This window comes from Sphingomonas sp. PWP1-2 (genome assembly GCF_049898305.1).
Taxonomy (GTDB): domain Bacteria; phylum Pseudomonadota; class Alphaproteobacteria; order Sphingomonadales; family Sphingomonadaceae; genus Sphingomonas; species Sphingomonas glacialis.
Window position 1 is genome coordinate 194,639 of record NZ_JAFCXM010000005.1, and the last position, 16,726, is coordinate 211,364.

The window sequence follows — 16,726 nt, forward strand, 5'->3', positions numbered from 1 at the left end:
CCATGCTAGGGCCGGCGCTCGTACAGTGTCCAGTGGGATCCCGACAGGCCATGCGCGCGCGCGGACGCAAAGGCGCGATAGCGTACTCCGCATCGGACCGGATCGACCGGGAAGGTCTCGCCCTTGAACCGATCGACGAACAGGAAGCGGACGGGCTTGCACCCGGGGGCCAGGACCGTGATCGGGTAGTGCAGATGCGCTGCGGCAACCTCGAGCATCGCTTGTCCCATCCAGCGGTCGATGACCACCACGCCACCGCGCGGCGCGCGCGCGCGCATCGCGATGATCGCTTGGGTGGGGTCTCCGCGCTGGTTGCGGATGAGGTCGACATCCTGCCACAGGCTGCCGGCGGTTATTCCTGCCAGCGCGAGCAAAGCGAGTCCGCGGTGCCACCCGCCCCGCGCGATCATCGTTCCGCTGGCCTCGGCGATCAGCAACAGCAAGGCAAGCGCTGCCACCAGGTAATAGCGCGGGTGCCCGGGATTGCCGGCGTGGAGGATGGCGAGGGTCACCGGAAACGCCGCTATCGCGAGCGTATAGAAAATCGCGCGGTCGGTGCCGAGACGCCGCGCCAGAACCACCAGGATCAGCGCGGCGGGCATCAGCCAGAGCGAAACGATCGGCCAGCCAATCGTATAGCCGAGCATCTCGACGATCGCGTGGAGGAAGAGCAGAAGCTCGAACGGTTTGTAATCGCCGAATTGAAATCCCAGCGGGCTGGCCAAGGCCGCCCCGGCGAGGACGCCGAGCACGACGCCGAGCGTGATCACCGCTGGAAAGAACAGGACGAGCGCCCGCCTCGCGGCGACGACAACGCCGTGTCGCGCGTGCAGCGTCAAGAACACCCAGCCGATCAGGGCAATGCAGCCGAACAGCATCGTCAGTTGCGACAGCGCGCCGAGCGCAAAGCACAAGGCCAGCCGCATCCGCGTACGCTCGCCGCGTTCGTCGACCAGCCAGCGATCGATGAGCAGGATCGCGAGGAGCAAGGCGAGCGACATGCCCGCATAGCCGCGCGCTTCCGATCCCATCGTCACGACCATCGGCGAGACGGCGAACAGCAGCGCTGCGATCAGCGCGATGCCGTGGCTGCGTCGACGAAAGATCTCCGCGGCGACGGGAATCGCCAGCGTGCCAGCGACGATCGACAGCGCGCGCTGCAGCAATGGCGGCGCGTCGAAGCCGACGAACTGCAACCATAGCGAATTGAGATGGTGATTGTTGTCGTGATTGATCTTGAGGAAAACCCCGAGCGGCGTCCCCGCCATGTGCGCGAGCTCGGCCGACCACGCTTCATCGAGCCACAGCCCGCCCGTCGCCGCGGCGGTTCGCAGGCCGAGGCCAAGCAGCATGATCGCCGCAAGGAAGAAGGAAAATTGCCGCTGCACCCGATACGCCCCCCGATACGGCGGGTCTAGCGACGCGACGTTGCGCGATGGTTAACGCTTTACCGAACGTACGAGTCGATCAGCGCGCCGACATAATCGGGATCGCGTCCGGTGAGTTCGGGGGCGGGCTGGGCGCGGCTGCCATGATCGAGCGTGCTGCCATAAACGAAGCCGTAGGTCGGGTAGACCGTGCTCCCCAGGCCATCCATGTCGCGGTACCACACCTTGACCGCGCTCCAGTCGCCGCGTGGCGAAACGTCGGTGAGCGTGACGTCCTGCTCGGCATGGCCGCGTTCGCCGTTCTGGCGCGACCAATTGGCGTGCGTCACCATCACGACATGGCTGTCGACCACCCGACTGATCACCGCGACATGGCCGAGCGGCAGCCGCGACGTGCGTTCGAACACGATCACCGCGCCAGGGCGGGGGATATCGCCGCGCTGATACCGTCCCGCGGCTTGCGTCCACCAGGTCCAGGCGTCGCCATAGATCGCGATGCCCGAGGCCGCGCGCGCGAACGGTACGCACTGGCCGACATAGTCGAGCAGCGAGGTCTTCGCACCTGCGGGCATACCGAGCGGCAGCAGCGCGGCCGCGAACAGCAAGGGAAAAAGGTTACGCATACAGGCATCCGATACCGGGTGCCCCCCAAAGACCGCGTAACGGGAAAGGGTTTAAGCTGAGGTTACCATCGTTCGACCGGATCGCGTGCGATCAACCGCTCAGCCCTTGTTCTGCTGTCGTTTGGCCATGAAGGCGAGGCGTTCGAACAGCATCACGTCCTGCTCGTTCTTGAGCAGCGCGCCGTGGAGCGGCGGGATCGCCTTGGTCGGATCGCGGTTCTGCAAGACGTCGAGCGGCATGTCCTCGTGGAGCAGCAGCTTGAGCCAGTCGAGCAATTCGCTCGTGCTCGGCTTCTTCTTGAGGCCGGGGACGTCGCGCACGTCGTAGAAGATATCCATCGCGCGGTTGACGAGGATCTTCTGGATGCCGGGGAAGTGGACGTCGACGATCGCCTGCATCGTCGCACGGTCGGGAAATTTGATATAGTGGAAGAAGCAGCGGCGCAGGAATGCGTCGGGCAGTTCCTTCTCGTTGTTGCTGGTGATGATGACGATCGGGCGCTCGACCGCGCGGACCGTCTCCTTGGTCTCGTAGACATGGAATTCCATGCGATCGAGTTCCTGCAACAGATCGTTGGGGAATTCGATGTCGGCCTTGTCGATCTCGTCGATCAGCAGGACCGGCGGCGTGTCGCGGGTAAAGGCTTCCCACAATTTTCCGCGGCGGATGTAATTGGCGATGTCATGGACGCGTTCGTCGCCGAGCTGACCGTCGCGTAGCCGCGCGACGGCGTCATATTCGTACAGGCCCTGTTGGGCCTTGGTGGTCGACTTGATGTTCCACTCGATCAGCTCGGCACCCAGTGCCTTGGCGATCTCATACGCGAGCACCGTCTTGCCGGTGCCGGGCTCGCCCTTGACGAGCAGCGGACGGCGCAGCGTGACAGCGGCGTTGACCGCGACCTTGAGGTCATCGGTCGCGACATAGCCCTGTGTGCCCTCGAAACGCTTCATCGCTGCAATCCCGTTTCATTTGAATACCGGGTACGGCGATAGAGGGAAACGGGGGCGCAGTGCAAGCCGCGGCTAGAGCCGATCGCGCGCGATCGCGCGCGCCTCGATCAAGTCGCACAGGCCGCGATGCTGCGCGAAGGTTTGTTGCGCACCGAACGCCATCGCGCGGCGCACTGCGGCGCTGGCGCCGTGGCCATCGGCGATCGTCTTGGTTTCGGCGATGTCGGGAAGCTGCGTCGCGGCGATCGTCGAGCCGGCCCGGCGCGCCGCCGCATCGAGGATTGCGCGGAAGGCGTGCCAGTCGATCACCAGCGCGAGCGCCGCGCCGGTCGAGCAGCCTGCGCGATCCGACCGCGCGAGCATGTCGAAGGTATGGCGCATCGCGGCGAAGGCGGCGTCGCTCTCGGCCTGGCCCGGTGTCGATGGCAGTGGCCCGACCGCGGCCGTCAGATGCGCGAGATAGCCGCGTTCGAGCTGGAAGCCCGCGGCGGCCGCGGCGATCCAGCGATTGTCGAGCTCGGCCACGCTGTGCCGCGCGGCTTCGTCGAACAAATCGTTGAGCCGGCCGTGGACCGAGCACAAGGCGTGCACGGCATCGGCGAGGTCGCGTCCGGCAGCACCAGGCGTCGACAACCGCCGGAACAGCGTGTGCCCGGCAACGCCGTCGTCGATCGCCAGGGCCGCGATGCAGCCTGCGTCTGCCGCTGTCGTGGAATGATTGGATGCGATCGCCATGAGCTCCGTATTGTCCCTCTTGCCCCGAGCCGGAAGTGGCGCGGGCGTTGTTCGCTGCGAGGAGTGCAACAAAGGGATATACCGAACCGCGTAAAGAGCTGGTTTAGAGGCAGTTAAGGGTACCTAAACCAGATCGCTGATCTGACACGCGGCTATGATCACCGCGACCGCGCCGACGATCGCGCCATCGCGGCGGATCGGCGCGAGCGCAATCCGGACGCGAAGCGCCGGATGGGCGGCGCGGAGCAGAGCGCTGTCGAGCGGGGCGGTCGGCTTGCCGCCGAGCGCGTCGGCGAGCGCCGCCTCGAACGCGGGGCGTTCGTCCGCTGCGAAGAAAGCGGCGAAGCGCTGCTGGAACGGCACCGCAGAAGCGAGGTCGAGCATCGCGCCGAACGCCCCGCTGATCGGCTCGCCGAGCATGCCGTCGGGATCGAGCGTTACGGTCGCGATTCCGGCGACGGCGAGCGCCGCGCTGGTTGCGTGCGCTGCGCGCGAGTCGCGATCGCGTGTCGCGTCTTGAGCGATGATCGCGACGCCGCCACCGGCCGGCTCGATCGCGAGCAACAGCTTCCGCCGCGCGCGCGCCGCCGATGCGATTTCGAGCCGCTCGCCGATGCCGCGGTCGATCACGTGGCGGATTGCCGCGGCAAGCGTCGCGCGGACGCCAGGCGGCACGATCGCATCGACGGGCGCGCCCGGTCGCGCCAGAACTCCGAAATACGCACGCGCCGCCCGGCTCGAGCCGAGGATCGCGCCAGACGAATCGGCGACGAGCACCGAGTCGCCGATCGCATCGAGCACCGCGATCGCATCGATGGGCGTTGGAGCAGGCAGCGAGGGTTGCGCCGCGCACAGCGCATCCATCGTCTCGATCGAGGTCAGCACGAAGCGCGGGCGACCGCGATGGAGGACATAGAGCGGGGCACGCGCGGCGCGCTCCTGCCACGCGCCGAAATGGCGCACGAGGTCCGAGGCGGTGACGAGCTGGTCAGCGGCGAGGGCGGGGTGCGACGACATTGCGCAAGGCGTACGCAAAAGTCGCCGTCGCCGTCACACGGTCACGCCGAAATGGACCCATCTTGCGGCGGATTTGCGAGGGTCGGCGGTACGCAAATCGCGTATCTGACGGTATTGCGACGGAGCGGTCGCCCGGCAAAGCGGCAGCGGTGGCGCCGGGCCACCGCTGCCGTCTGGCTTACTGGTCGAGGAACGACCGCATCTTGCGACTGCGGCTCGGATGCTTGAGCTTGCGCAGCGCCTTCGCCTCGATCTGGCGAATACGCTCGCGCGTGACCGAGAATTGCTGGCCGACTTCCTCGAGCGTGTGGTCGGTGTTCATGCCGATCCCGAAACGCATGCGCAGCACGCGCTCCTCGCGCGGGGTGAGCGACGCCAGCACGCGCGTGACGGTTTCCTTGAGGTTCGCCTGGATCGCGGCATCGACCGGGATGATCGCGTTCTTGTCCTCGATGAAATCGCCGAGATGCGAATCCTCCTCGTCGCCGATCGGCGTCTCGAGGCTGATCGGCTCCTTGGCGATCTTCATCACCTTGCGGACCTTCTCGAGCGGCATCGACAGACGCTCGGCCATTTCCTCGGGCGTGGGTTCGCGGCCCTGCTCGTGGAGGAACTGCCGGCTGGTGCGGACCAGCTTGTTGATCGTTTCGATCATGTGCACCGGGATGCGGATGGTGCGCGCCTGATCGGCGATCGAGCGCGTGATCGCCTGACGGATCCACCACGTCGCATAGGTCGAGAATTTGTAGCCGCGGCGATATTCGAACTTATCGACCGCCTTCATCAGGCCGATATTGCCCTCCTGGATGAGATCCAGGAACTGCAGGCCACGGTTGGTGTACTTCTTGGCGATCGAGATCACGAGCCGCAGGTTCGCCTCGACCATCTCCTTCTTGGCGATCCGCGCCTCGCGCTCGCCCTTCTGGACCATGTTGACGATGCGACGGAACTCGGTGAGCGCCATGCCGGTGGCCTGGCTAATCTCCGAAATCTCGGTGCGGATACGGTCGGCGGCGTCGCTCTCGTTGGTGACAAAAGCGGTCCACTTCTTGTCGATCTTGGCGACCGACGGGAGGAACTGCTCGTCGAGCTCGTGGCCGATGTAACGATCGAGGAAGTCCTTGCGCGGCACCTTGTGGCGCTCGGCAAGGCGCAGCATCTGGCCGCCCAGCGCGGTCAGGCGCCGGTTGAAGGCATAGAGCTGGTCGACCAGATATTCGATCTTGGCGTTGTGGAACTGGACGCTCTCGACCTCGGCGGTGAGCTCCTCGCGCAGCTTGTGATACTTCTTCTCGTCGCCGCTCGACAGTTCGCCGCCGCCCGCCATCGCGTCGAGCCGCGACTGCTGGATCTTGGAGAACTTCTTGTAGAGCGCGGTGATGTTGGCGAAGCGTTCGAGCGCGATGGGTTTCAGCTGCTCTTCCATCTGCGCGAGGCTGAGCGTGTTGTCCTCTTCCTCGTCGTCGGACGCGCGCGGCGTGCGGCGCTCGCCATCCTCGTCCTCGTCGACCGACGGCTCTTCGGGCTCGGCCTCTTCCTTGAACGACGGGCCGGCGTTCTTCTCGGAAATCTCGCCGTCGCCCTCTTCGGCTTCGGCCATCGCCTCAGGCGCGGGATCCTTAGACAGCATTGCGTCGAGATCCATGATCTCGCGCAGCTGCATCGTGCCCTCGTTGAGCGCGGTCGACCAATCGATGATCGCGTTGAAGGTGATCGGCGATTCGCACAGACCCAGGATCATCGTGTCGCGACCGGCCTCGATCCGCTTGGCGATCGCGATTTCGCCCTCGCGGCTGAGCAATTCGACCGCGCCCATCTCGCGCAGGTACATCCGCACCGGATCGTCGGTACGATCGATGACTTCCTTCTTCTTGACGTCGAGCGCGGGGCCGGCATCTTCGCCCGGCTCGGCCGTCTCGGCATCGTCCTCGTCGTCCTGCTTGGGCTGCTCGTCGCCTTCTTCGCCCTGCTCGTCATTCTCGACGATGTTGATGCCCATTTCGCTCAGCGCGGCGCTGATGTCCTCGATCTGGTCGGACGACATCTCGCCCTGCGGGAGCGCTTCGTTCAGCTGCTCGTAGGTGATGTAGCCACGCTTCTTGGCGCGGGCGATCACCTTCTTGATCGACGCATCGTTCAAATCGATCAGCGGCGCATCGCTACCCTCGGTGGTTTCACCGACATCCGCCATATCCGTCTTCGCCATCAACTGCCCTCAGCAAAAGCCCTGGCGTCCTCGTTCGACTGCACCAGATTGGCGAGTCGCGCGTCCAGAGCCTGTTGTTCCTTCACGAGCGACACTTGCCGCTCGAACGCCTCATCCGAATAATCGGTCTGCATCATCGCCGTCGCTTCGGCCAGAGCCGCGTCCACTTCAGGCCGCGCCACCAGGATCGCGATCGCCTCATCGAGCTCCTCGCGTGCCCTGGCGGGCTCGGCATCTCTTTGGGTGAACGAACACATGAGTTGGTCGGCCCGCAACAGATCGTGCGCGATTATATCAAATCCAGATGTGGCCAATATGGTAAGAAGGCGCTCACTATCAAGCGTCTGTTCTTCAACGGCTGCATCAATCATCGCATCGAGCAGGTGCGAGAGGCGGTGATCGGTGATGGTGAGGCGGCTGAGCTCACCGATATGGCGCCCGATTTCGGTCGGATGGCGGAGCAGGCCGATCAGCACCGGCTTGGTCAGCACGCCGTCCATGCCGCGTGCGTGGATGCCCTTGGCGCCGTCGCCGACCGGGCCCGGAGCGGGTTTCCACGGCTGATTGCCCTTGCGCCCGCCGCCTTGCGGGCGGGGCACGAACGGCGCGCGGGGCGGGCGGGCGTTGAGCGCGTCGGTGCGGCGGCGGAATTCGGCGATATATTCCGACTTCACATTGGCATCGGCGATCGTGTTGGCGATCTCGGTGAGGCGTTGCTTGAGGCCGGCGCGCTGTTCGGGGGTGGTGAGCGGTTCGGCGGCGAATTCGCTCGCCCACAGCCGGTCGACCAGCGGCTCGGGCTTGGCGAGCAGCGCCTCGAGCGCGCCGGGGCCCTTGGTGCGGACGAGATCGTCGGGATCGACGCCCGGCGGGAGCGTGACGAAGGCGAGGCTGCGGCCGGGCTGGAGCAGGGGAGTGGCACGGTGCGCGGCGCGGATCGCGGCCTTCTGCCCCGCGCTGTCGCCGTCGAAGCACAGGATCGGGACCTCGGCGAGCCGCCACAGCCGCTCGAGCTGCGCTTCGGTCAGCGCGGTGCCGAGCGGGGCGACCGCCTCGCGGAACCCCGCCTGGGCGAGCGCGATGACGTCCATATAGCCCTCGACCACCAGCACGCGGCCGGTCTTCCGCGTGGCGGGGGCGGCCTTGTCGAGATTGTAGAGCGTGCGGCCCTTGTCGAAGAGCGGGGTCTCGGGCGAGTTGAGATATTTCGGCTCGCCATCGCCGATGATCCGCCCGCCGAACGCGATGGTGCGGCCGCGCGGGTCGCGGATCGGGATCATCAGGCGGCCGCGGAAGCGGTCGTACGGGGTCTTTTCCTCCACCTTGATGAGCAGGCCCGCCTCGACCAGCAGCGGGTCGCCATAGTCCTTCAGCGCGCCCTTGAGGGCGCCACGAGAATCGGGGGCGAAGCCGAGCCCGAATTCGCGCGCGGTCTCGGGCTTGATGCCGCGCTTGGTAAGGATGTCGCGTGCGGTGGCGCCGGCGAGGCCGTTGAGCTGGTCGGTGAACCAGCTGGCGGCGTCGGCGCACGCCTCGTGTAGGCCCTTGGCGGCCTCGGCCTTCTCTGCGGCGCGCGGGTCCATTGCCGGGAGTTCCATCCCGGCGTTTTGGGCGAGCTCCTTGACGGCATCCATGAAGGGCAGGCCGCGCTGGTCGGTCATCCAGCGGATCGCGTCGCCATGCGCCGAGCAGCCGAAGCAATGGTAGAAGCCCTTGTCGTCGTTAACGTAGAACGACGGGGTCTTCTCGTTGTGGAACGGGCAGCACGCGCGCCACTCGCGGCCGGCCTTCTGGAGCTTGGTGGTCTGGCCGACCAAGCTCGACAGCAGGGTGCGCGCGCGGAGTTCGTCGAGGAATTGCGGGGAGAGGGTCATACGCGAGGTTCTACGACTGAGGGAGCATCCGCCCATCCGTTCGTTTCGAGCGAAGTGGAGAAACCGGAGCTGCTGCCGGGTTTCTCGACTTCGCTCGAAACAAACGGGGAGCAAATGGTGTCTGTTGGGGCGGCGGTTCGCTCTTTCGGCGGGCGGGCGAAATGCGACACCAAGGACCAATTTCCCGCGATCAACGCCTCCTTCTTCGCGCGCGACCAGCCGCCGACCATCCGCTCGGCCTCGAGCGCTTCGATCCGGCTTGGGAAATATTCGCTCCACACCAATGCCACCGGCATGCGCCGCGAAGTGAACTCACAATGTGCGCCGGTCTGGTGCTCGCCAATCCGGCGATCGAGATTGTCGGTGTGACCCGTGTAGAATTTGCCGTCGGAGCAGCGGAGTATGTATGCCCAAAACGCCATGCGCCCATAATGCGCGCATCGTGCCGTTCGTGTCGAGCGCCGTCGCCGGTTTCTCGACTTCGCTCGAAACGAACGGTGGAGGAGCGCGTCCTCCCGTCGAGGATTACGAAAGCGCCGCCTTCACCGCCGCACTCGCCTTGCTCATATCCAGCGTCGTCGCATGGCGCGCCTTCAGCTCGGCCATCACGCGGCCCATGTCCTTCATGCCGGTCGCCCCTAGCTCGGCCTTGATCGCCTCGATCGCCGCCGCAGTCGCCGCTTCGTCCATCTGCGTCGGCAGGAAGCGCTCGATCACCGCGACCTCGGCCGCTTCGCCATCGGCGAGCTCCTGGCGCCCGCCCTTGACGAACATCTCGATCGACTCGCGGCGTTGCTTGACCATCTTCTGCAGCACTTCGACCACCAGCGCGTCGTCATCGTCGGGCGCCTTGCCGGTACGTGCCTCGATGTCGCGATTCTTGATCGCGCTCTGGACGAGGCGGAGGGTGGCGGTGGTCGCCTTGTCGCCGCCCTTCATCGCGGTGATGAGGGCAGCCTTGATGTCGTCGCGAATCATTACGGGTCCTTTTCGTGTGGCGGAGACCCTAGCGGGTTTATCCGATCGACGCCCCGTTTATCAGATTGACCTCGGGGCCGAGCACTTCTAGTTCCCGCCCCTTAGCGACATCGACAATTAACACGGAGTGCCCGCCGCAATGGCCGACGCCTATCCTACGACCGCGTCCAAGGCTCCTGAAGGCGCCACCGGCGTGCTGGTGCTCTCCAGCGGCGAGGTCGTGTGGGGCCGTGGCTTCGGCGCGGAAGGCGCGGCCGTCGGCGAGGTGTGCTTCCACACCGCGATGACGGGCTATCAGGAGATCATGACCGATCCGAGCTTTGCCGGGCAGATGGTCACCTTCACCTTTCCCCACATCGGCAATGTCGGCGCCAATGCCGACGATATCGAGGCCGACAACCCCCACGCGCTCGGCATGATCGTGCGCGAGGACGTGACGGGCCCGAGCAACTTCCGCAGCGTCGAGCGGCTCGATGCGTGGATGGCCAAGCACGGGCGGATCGGGCTGTCGGGCGTCGATACGCGGGCTCTCACGCGGCGGATCCGTAGCGGCGGCGCGCCGAACGCGGTGATCGCGCATGCGGCGGACGGCGTGTTCGACGTGCCGGCATTGCTGGCGATGGCGCAGGCGTGGCCTGGGCTGGAGGGGATGGACCTCGCGATCGAAGTGACGACCGCGATGGATTACGGCTGGGCCGGCGGCGTGTGGAATCTGGGCGCGGGGTACGGGGAGAGCGGTGTCTCGACTTCGCTCGACACGAACGGAGAAGAGAGTGCGCCGCTCAACGCGGACGCGAGCATGTCTCTCCAGCCGTTCGTTTCGAGCGAAGTCGAGAAACCTGCACCCAAGCGCCCCCACGTCGTCGCGATCGACTACGGCTCGAAGCGCAACATTTTCCGCAACCTCGTCGCCGCCGGCGCCGACGTCTCGGTCGTTCCCGCCGGCGCGACCTTCGACGAAGTGATGGCGCTCGAGCCCGACGGCATCTTCCTGTCGAACGGCCCCGGCGACCCCGCCGCGACCGGCATCTATGCCGTCCCCGTGATCCGTCAGCTGCTCGAAACCGGCAAGCCGCTGTTCGGCATTTGCCTCGGCCATCAGCTGCTCGGCCTCGCGGTCGGCGCGACCACCACCAAGATGTTCCAGGGCCATCGCGGCGCCAACCATCCGGTGCAGCGCCTGAGCGACGGCGCAGTCGAGATCACCTCGATGAACCACGGCTTCGCAGTCGAGCGTGCGAGCCTGCCGGCGAGCGTGCGCGAGACGCACGTCTCGCTGTTCGACGGCTCGAACGCCGGCCTGGAGCTGACCGACCGCCCCGCCTTCAGCGTGCAATATCACCCCGAGGCGAGCCCCGGCCCGCAGGACAGTCTGTATCTGTTCGAGAAGTTCGTGGGGATGCTGGTGTGAATAATGATCTTGCAGATCATATTGCAGCTTTGATCCTGGAATCTTTTGCTGGGGCAGGGAGGTCAAATGGCGCGTTCATCGAGGATATCAAAGAGAGAATTCGGGAGAAATTCAACCTGGAAGTAAGTGAAATTCTGCTGAATTCTGCTTTGGACCGGTTGCAAATTCTTGATGCAATTCAGCGCCTTCCCAGTTCATTTGCGGGCGACTTAATAGAGATATCTAGAGCGAATGCTCTTCGTTATTTCGGTGATGACGCTATGTTTCCGGGGCCAGGCACCTCGCTTGAGTACGACGCAGTCTTCGAAGAAGCAAACTCAAGCTTTTTGCCGATCAAAGCTTACAGTTACGGCGGAAAATCGTGGGTTGATAGGGTGGTGGCTGGTCTCTCGATGGCACAGCTCGATGAAATCGAGGTGGTGTCCGCAGATTTTCAGAGCGTGATAATCCCTGCGTCGGATCGCGTCGTTACGATAAATGATAACTCCAGGCAGGAAATAGATAATGCTGCTGAGGATCTGTATGGTCGCCTAAAATCTGAAAACTCGATTAATGGTGACGTGGATCTCCGTGATCGGTTCATAGCGCAAATCGCCGCTGGACGAGAGTTGTTGCGGGCAGGTTCCGTGAGAGTCTACCTTATACAAGAAACGTTATTAAGAATGTTAAGCAGCATTATCCACAACTATAAGGATCAGGCCATTGCGGAAGCCGCAAAGAAGCTATTCGATCTCCTGTTAGATCATATATTTAAGAGCTGATTAGCTATGTATTTTGTGGCGTACCGCTCGTGCTTCACTCGGGTTTCTTAAGGATACATATGACCCTCCCAGACGTCGATCCCGCCCGGCTCGAAGAAGAATGGAGCGCCGACAAGGAGGTGCTCGCCAGCCTCGCCGAGAATGGCGACCGCTCGGATATCGTCCGCGCCGTGGACGTGAGCTTCCGCGGGTCCGAGCCCGCGCTCGACCGGCTCGAGGAGGATGCCGAGGAACTCGGCTTCGAAGTGATCGAGCGCGAAGAGGATGAGGAGGGCGAAATCTCGCTCTTCCTCGGCTGCGAGCAGACTTCGGACGAAGCCGCGATCCGTGCGCTGACCAAGCGCTGCCTGCAGATCGAACTGATCTACGACGTGGAATATGACGGCTGGGGTTGCACCGCCGAAACCGGACTGATTAGCTGACATGCCAAAACGCACCGACATCAATACCATCCTCGTCATCGGCGCGGGGCCGATCGTCATCGGCCAGGCGTGCGAGTTCGATTATTCGGGCACGCAGGCGATCAAGGCGCTGCGCGAGGAGGGCTATCGCATCGTCCTGGTCAATTCGAACCCGGCGACGATCATGACCGACCCCGAGCTGGTCGGCTGGAGCGAGGCCGAGGGCGCGACCTATATCGAGCCGATCACGCCCGAGATCGTGGCGAAGATCATCGCCAAGGAAGTCGCCGCGCGCCCGAACGACGTGATGGCGCTGCTGCCGACGATGGGCGGGCAGACCGCGCTCAACACCGCGCTCGCTTTGTTCAACGACGGCACGCTCGCGAAATACAATGTCGAGATGATCGGTGCCGATGCCGAGGCGATCGACAAGGCCGAGGACCGGCTGAAGTTCAAGGATGCGATGACCAAGATCGGTCTCGAATCCGCGCGCTCGGCGATCGCCCACACCGTCGAGGAAGCGCTCGCCGGGTTGGAGCGGACCGGGCTGCCGGCGATCATCCGGCCGAGCTTCACGATGGGCGGATCGGGCGGCGGCATCGCCTATAATCGCGAGGAATTCCTCAACATCGTGCGCAGCGGGCTCGACCTTTCGCCAACCACCGAAGTGCTGATCGAGGAATCGCTGATCGGCTGGAAGGAATATGAGATGGAAGTCGTGCGCGACCGCGCCGACAATTGCATCATCATTTGTTCCATTGAGAATGTCGATCCGATGGGCGTCCATACGGGCGACTCGATCACCGTCGCGCCCGCGCTGACGCTGACCGACAAGGAATATCAGATAATGCGCAACGCGAGCATCGCGTGCCTGCGCGAGATCGGCGTCGAGACCGGGGGCTCGAACGTCCAGTTCGCGGTCAACCCCAAGGACGGGCGCCTGATCGTGATCGAGATGAACCCGCGCGTGTCGCGCTCCTCGGCGCTGGCGTCGAAGGCGACGGGCTTCCCGATCGCCAAGGTCGCCGCCAAGCTGGCGGTCGGCTATACGCTTGACGAGATCACCAACGACATTACCGGCGCGACGCCGGCGTCGTTCGAGCCGACGATCGATTACGTCGTCACCAAGATCCCGCGCTTCGCGTTCGAGAAGTTCAAGGGCGCCGAAGCCGTGCTGTCGACCGCGATGAAGTCGGTCGGCGAAGTGATGGCGATCGGCCGCAACATCCATGAATCGATGCAAAAGGCACTCCGCGGGCTCGAGACGGGGCTCAGCGGCTTCAACATCGTCGACCGCCTCGCCGGTGCGCCGCGCGAGGAGATCGAGGCGGCGCTGTCGATCGCCACGCCCGACCGGCTGCTCGTCGCGGCGCAGGCGCTGCGCGAGGGTTTCTCGGTTGCCGAGGTGCACGCGCTCGCCAAATACGACCCGTGGTTCCTCGAGCGCATCGCCGAGATCGTCGCGGCCGAAAATGAGGTCTGCACCGATGGCTTGCCGCGCGATGCGGCGGGGATGCGCCGCCTGAAGGCGATGGGCTTCAGCGACAAGCGTCTGGCGTTCCTCGCACTGCAATCGGCGAATTTGCGCGAGCGCGGCACCGCGCGCGGTGGGCTGATCCACGACGTCGTCCAGATGATGACTGGCGGCACGACCGAGGCCGAGGTGCGCGCGGCGCGCCACAAGCTTGGGGTGCGCCCGGTGTTCAAGCGGATCGACACCTGCGCGGCCGAGTTCGACGCCAAGACGCCCTATATGTATTCGACCTACGAAGCCCCGAGCTTCGGTGAGCCCGAATGCGAGAGCCAGCCGACCGACCGCAAGAAGGTCGTGATCCTCGGCGGCGGTCCGAACCGGATCGGGCAGGGGATCGAGTTCGACTATTGCTGCTGCCACGCCTGCTTCGCGCTGGGTGACGCTGGCTATGAGACGATCATGGTCAACTGCAACCCAGAAACGGTGTCGACCGACTATGATACCTCCGACCGCTTGTACTTCGAGCCGCTGACCGCCGAAGACGTGCTCGAGATCCTGCACGTCGAGATGTCGAACGGGACGCTCCACGGCGTGATCGTCCAGTTCGGCGGGCAGACCCCGCTCAACCTCGCACAGGCGCTGCAGGATGCCGGGATCCCGATCCTCGGCACCAGCCCCGACGCGATCGATCTCGCCGAGGACCGCGAGCGGTTCGCCGCCCTCATCAACAAGCTCGGCCTGCGCCAGCCCGCCAACGGCCTCGCGCGCAGCCGCGAGGAGGCGATCGTTGCTGCCGAGCGGATCGGCTATCCCGTGCTGATGCGCCCGAGCTACGTGCTCGGCGGCCGCGCGATGGAGATCGTCGACGGTCGTCCGCAGCTCGAGGAATATATCCAGACCGCGGTGCAGGTGTCGGGCGAATCGCCCGTGCTGATCGACCAGTATCTGCGCGACGCGATCGAAGTCGATGTCGATGCGATCTCCGATGGTACCGACGTGACCGTCGCAGGCGTGCTCCAGCATATCGAGGAAGCCGGCGTCCATTCGGGGGACAGCGCCTGCTCGATCCCGCCTTACTCGCTCTCGCCTGAGATCATCGCCGAGATCGAGCGGCAGACCGTCGCGCTCGCCAAGGCGCTGTCGGTGGTCGGGCTGATGAACATCCAGTTCGCGGTCAAGGACGGCCTCGTCTATCTCATCGAGGTCAACCCGCGCGCTTCGCGCACCGTGCCGTTCGTCGCGAAAGCCATCGGCGCACCGATCGCCAAGATCGCCGCGCGCGTGATGGCGGGCGAGAAGCTCGCCGACTTGCCCAAGATCGACCGCCACATCGACTATTACGCGGTCAAGGAAGCCGTCTTCCCGTTCAACCGCTTCCCCGGTGTCGATCCTGTCCTGTCACCCGAAATGAAAAGCACGGGCGAAGTGATGGGAATCGATCCCGATTTCACGCTCGCCTTCGCCAAGTCGCAATTGGGGGCAGGGACCGTGCTGCCCAAGAGCGGCGCGTTGTTCGTCAGCGTCAAGGACGGCGACAAGCCGGTGATCCTGCCGGGCGTGCGCGCGCTCTTCGCGCATGGCTTCACGATCGTCGCGACCGGCGGGACCGCTGATTACCTGACCGAAAACGGAGTTACGGTCGAGCGCGTCAACAAGGTGGCGCAGGGGCGGCCGCACATCGTCGACCGGATCAAGGATGGCGGGATCGACCTGATCTTCAACACCACCGAGGGGTGGCAGAGCCTCAAGGACAGCTCGCCGATCCGCGGCTCGGCGCTCGCGCAGAAAATTCCGTACTTCACCACGGCGCCGGCAAGCGTCGAGGCGGCACAGGCAATCGTCGCGCTTTCGACACGCAGCCTTGAAGTACGGCCGCTGCAATCCTATTATTCGCACTCGCACAAGTAATTCCCCACATCATAACATCGTGCGGGCGGGCCCAGGGCGGGTCGGCCAACCGGGGAATTTTGAAGACGAAGGACGAAGAGGGATGGCTACCGTCGAAAAGATGCCGATGCTGCAAGAGGGTCATGACCGGCTCAATGCGGATCTGAAACGGCTTAAGGCGGAGCGTCCGACTATCGTCGACGCGATCGAGGAAGCGCGTGCGCATGGCGATCTCTCGGAGAACGCCGAATATCACGCCGCCAAGGAGCGCCAGGGCCAGATCGAAGCTTCGATCAGCGACATCGAGGACAAGCTGGCGCGTGCGCAGGTCATCGATCCCAAGGATCTGTCGGGCGACAAGGTGGTCTTCGGCGCGACCGTGACGTTGCTCGACGAGGACGACAAGCCGGTCAAATATCAGATCGTCGGCCAGACCGAGGCCGACGCCAAGGGCGGTCGGATCTCGTACAATTCGCCGCTGGGCCGCGCGCTGATCGGGCGCAAGCTCGAGGACGAGGTCGAAGTGACGGTGCCGTCGGGCGACCGCTACTACGTCGTCTCGAAGATCGAATTTATCTGATTATCTCCCTCTCCCGCTTGCGGGAGAGGGGTAGACGCCGAAGGCGGCGCGGGGTGAGGGCAGTGCTGTTCGCATACAGCCCTCACCCGACCTCGCTGCGCTCGGGCACCCTCTCCCGCAAGCGGAAGAGGGAGTTTAATCACGCCCCCGGCGCAAGCAGATCCGGCTGCAGCAGGCGGTGCAAATGCACCACGACATACTTCATCTCGGCGTCGTCGACCGTCCGCTGCGCGGCCGCGCGCCAGGCCTTTTCGGCGCTGGCATAATCCGGAAACACCCCGACGATATCGATCGACGACAGATCGTCGAAGTCGAGCGTGCGCGGATCAGCGACGCGGCCGCCGAAGACGAGGTGGAGCTTGCTCATGTGCGGTTTCCCGAAATAAAAAGGCGTGGTTCGCGACGTCCTAGTCGCGAACCACGCCTTCGGGAACCGT

The 16,726-nt window shown here is 64.6% G+C and carries 15 protein-coding genes; 5 read left to right on the top strand and 10 right to left on the bottom strand.

Going from position 1 to position 16,726, the window contains the following annotated elements; genetic code table 11:
- Window positions 1-5: 5 nt before the first annotated feature.
- The 9 genes from ACP7C5_RS14205 to ACP7C5_RS14245 all read right to left on the bottom strand — a co-directional run bounded on the left by ACP7C5_RS14205 (window position 6) and on the right by ACP7C5_RS14245 (window position 9,775).
- Window positions 6-1,388, bottom strand: a complete 1,383-nt coding sequence (locus tag ACP7C5_RS14205; RefSeq protein ID WP_426264752.1) for a hypothetical protein — start codon at window positions 1,386-1,388, stop codon at window positions 6-8.
- A gap of 59 nt (window positions 1,389-1,447) precedes the next feature.
- Entirely contained in the window at window positions 1,448-2,011 is a 564-nt protein-coding gene (locus ACP7C5_RS14210) for a CHAP domain-containing protein (protein ID WP_426264753.1), read from the bottom strand.
- A gap of 99 nt (window positions 2,012-2,110) precedes the next feature.
- Complete coding sequence (locus tag ACP7C5_RS14215; protein ID WP_133187249.1) at window positions 2,111-2,965, bottom strand: AAA family ATPase; 855 nt, start codon at window positions 2,963-2,965, stop codon at window positions 2,111-2,113.
- A gap of 72 nt (window positions 2,966-3,037) precedes the next feature.
- Window positions 3,038-3,700 (bottom strand): DUF6975 family protein, encoded by a 663-nt coding sequence (locus tag ACP7C5_RS14220; RefSeq protein WP_426264754.1) that lies wholly within the window; start codon window positions 3,698-3,700, stop codon window positions 3,038-3,040.
- Window positions 3,701-3,823: 123 nt separating this feature from the next.
- The gene (locus ACP7C5_RS14225; protein WP_426264755.1) at window positions 3,824-4,717 is read right to left on the bottom strand and encodes a hypothetical protein; all 894 of its coding nucleotides are present in this window, start codon (window positions 4,715-4,717) and stop codon (window positions 3,824-3,826) included.
- Between the two features lie 178 nt (window positions 4,718-4,895).
- Window positions 4,896-6,923 (bottom strand): RNA polymerase sigma factor RpoD, encoded by a 2,028-nt coding sequence (rpoD, locus tag ACP7C5_RS14230; protein WP_133187255.1) that lies wholly within the window; start codon window positions 6,921-6,923, stop codon window positions 4,896-4,898.
- Complete coding sequence (gene dnaG, locus ACP7C5_RS14235; protein WP_426264756.1) at window positions 6,923-8,797, bottom strand: DNA primase; 1,875 nt, start codon at window positions 8,795-8,797, stop codon at window positions 6,923-6,925. Before dnaG ends, rpoD begins: the two co-directional genes overlap by 1 nt.
- Window positions 8,794-9,219 carry a GIY-YIG nuclease family protein gene (locus tag ACP7C5_RS14240; protein ID WP_426264757.1) on the bottom strand — a complete coding sequence of 142 codons (426 nt, stop codon included), beginning with the start codon at window positions 9,217-9,219 and terminating at the stop codon, window positions 8,794-8,796. Before ACP7C5_RS14240 ends, dnaG begins: the two co-directional genes overlap by 4 nt.
- A gap of 103 nt (window positions 9,220-9,322) precedes the next feature.
- On the bottom strand, window positions 9,323-9,775 hold the full coding sequence (locus ACP7C5_RS14245; RefSeq protein ID WP_133187261.1) for a GatB/YqeY domain-containing protein: 453 nt from the start codon (window positions 9,773-9,775) through the stop codon (window positions 9,323-9,325).
- 139 nt (window positions 9,776-9,914) lie between these two features.
- On the opposite strand from ACP7C5_RS14245, the gene carA reads away from it, so the two are divergent.
- The 5 genes from carA (at window position 9,915) to greA (ending at window position 16,289) form a co-directional block, all read left to right on the top strand.
- Window positions 9,915-11,186, top strand: a complete 1,272-nt coding sequence (gene carA, locus ACP7C5_RS14250) for a glutamine-hydrolyzing carbamoyl-phosphate synthase small subunit (protein ID WP_426264758.1) — start codon at window positions 9,915-9,917, stop codon at window positions 11,184-11,186.
- Window positions 11,183-11,947: a hypothetical protein gene (locus ACP7C5_RS14255; protein WP_426264759.1), complete on the top strand. Its 765-nt coding sequence runs from the start codon at window positions 11,183-11,185 to the stop codon at window positions 11,945-11,947. The genes carA and ACP7C5_RS14255 overlap by 4 nt, the downstream gene beginning before the upstream one ends.
- A 59-nt stretch (window positions 11,948-12,006) precedes the next feature.
- Entirely contained in the window at window positions 12,007-12,369 is a 363-nt protein-coding gene (locus ACP7C5_RS14260; protein WP_140851961.1) for a ribonuclease E inhibitor RraB, read from the top strand.
- Between the two features lies 1 nt (window position 12,370).
- Complete coding sequence (carB, locus tag ACP7C5_RS14265) at window positions 12,371-15,730, top strand: carbamoyl-phosphate synthase large subunit (protein WP_426264760.1); 3,360 nt, start codon at window positions 12,371-12,373, stop codon at window positions 15,728-15,730.
- A gap of 82 nt (window positions 15,731-15,812) precedes the next feature.
- Window positions 15,813-16,289, top strand: a complete 477-nt coding sequence (gene greA, locus ACP7C5_RS14270; protein WP_133187271.1) for a transcription elongation factor GreA — start codon at window positions 15,813-15,815, stop codon at window positions 16,287-16,289.
- Window positions 16,290-16,428: 139 nt separating this feature from the next.
- Here the strand turns inward: greA and ACP7C5_RS14275 are convergent, their stop codons facing one another.
- The gene (locus ACP7C5_RS14275) at window positions 16,429-16,656 is read right to left on the bottom strand and encodes a DUF4170 domain-containing protein (RefSeq protein ID WP_133187273.1); all 228 of its coding nucleotides are present in this window, start codon (window positions 16,654-16,656) and stop codon (window positions 16,429-16,431) included.
- Window positions 16,657-16,726: the final 70 nt, after the last annotated feature.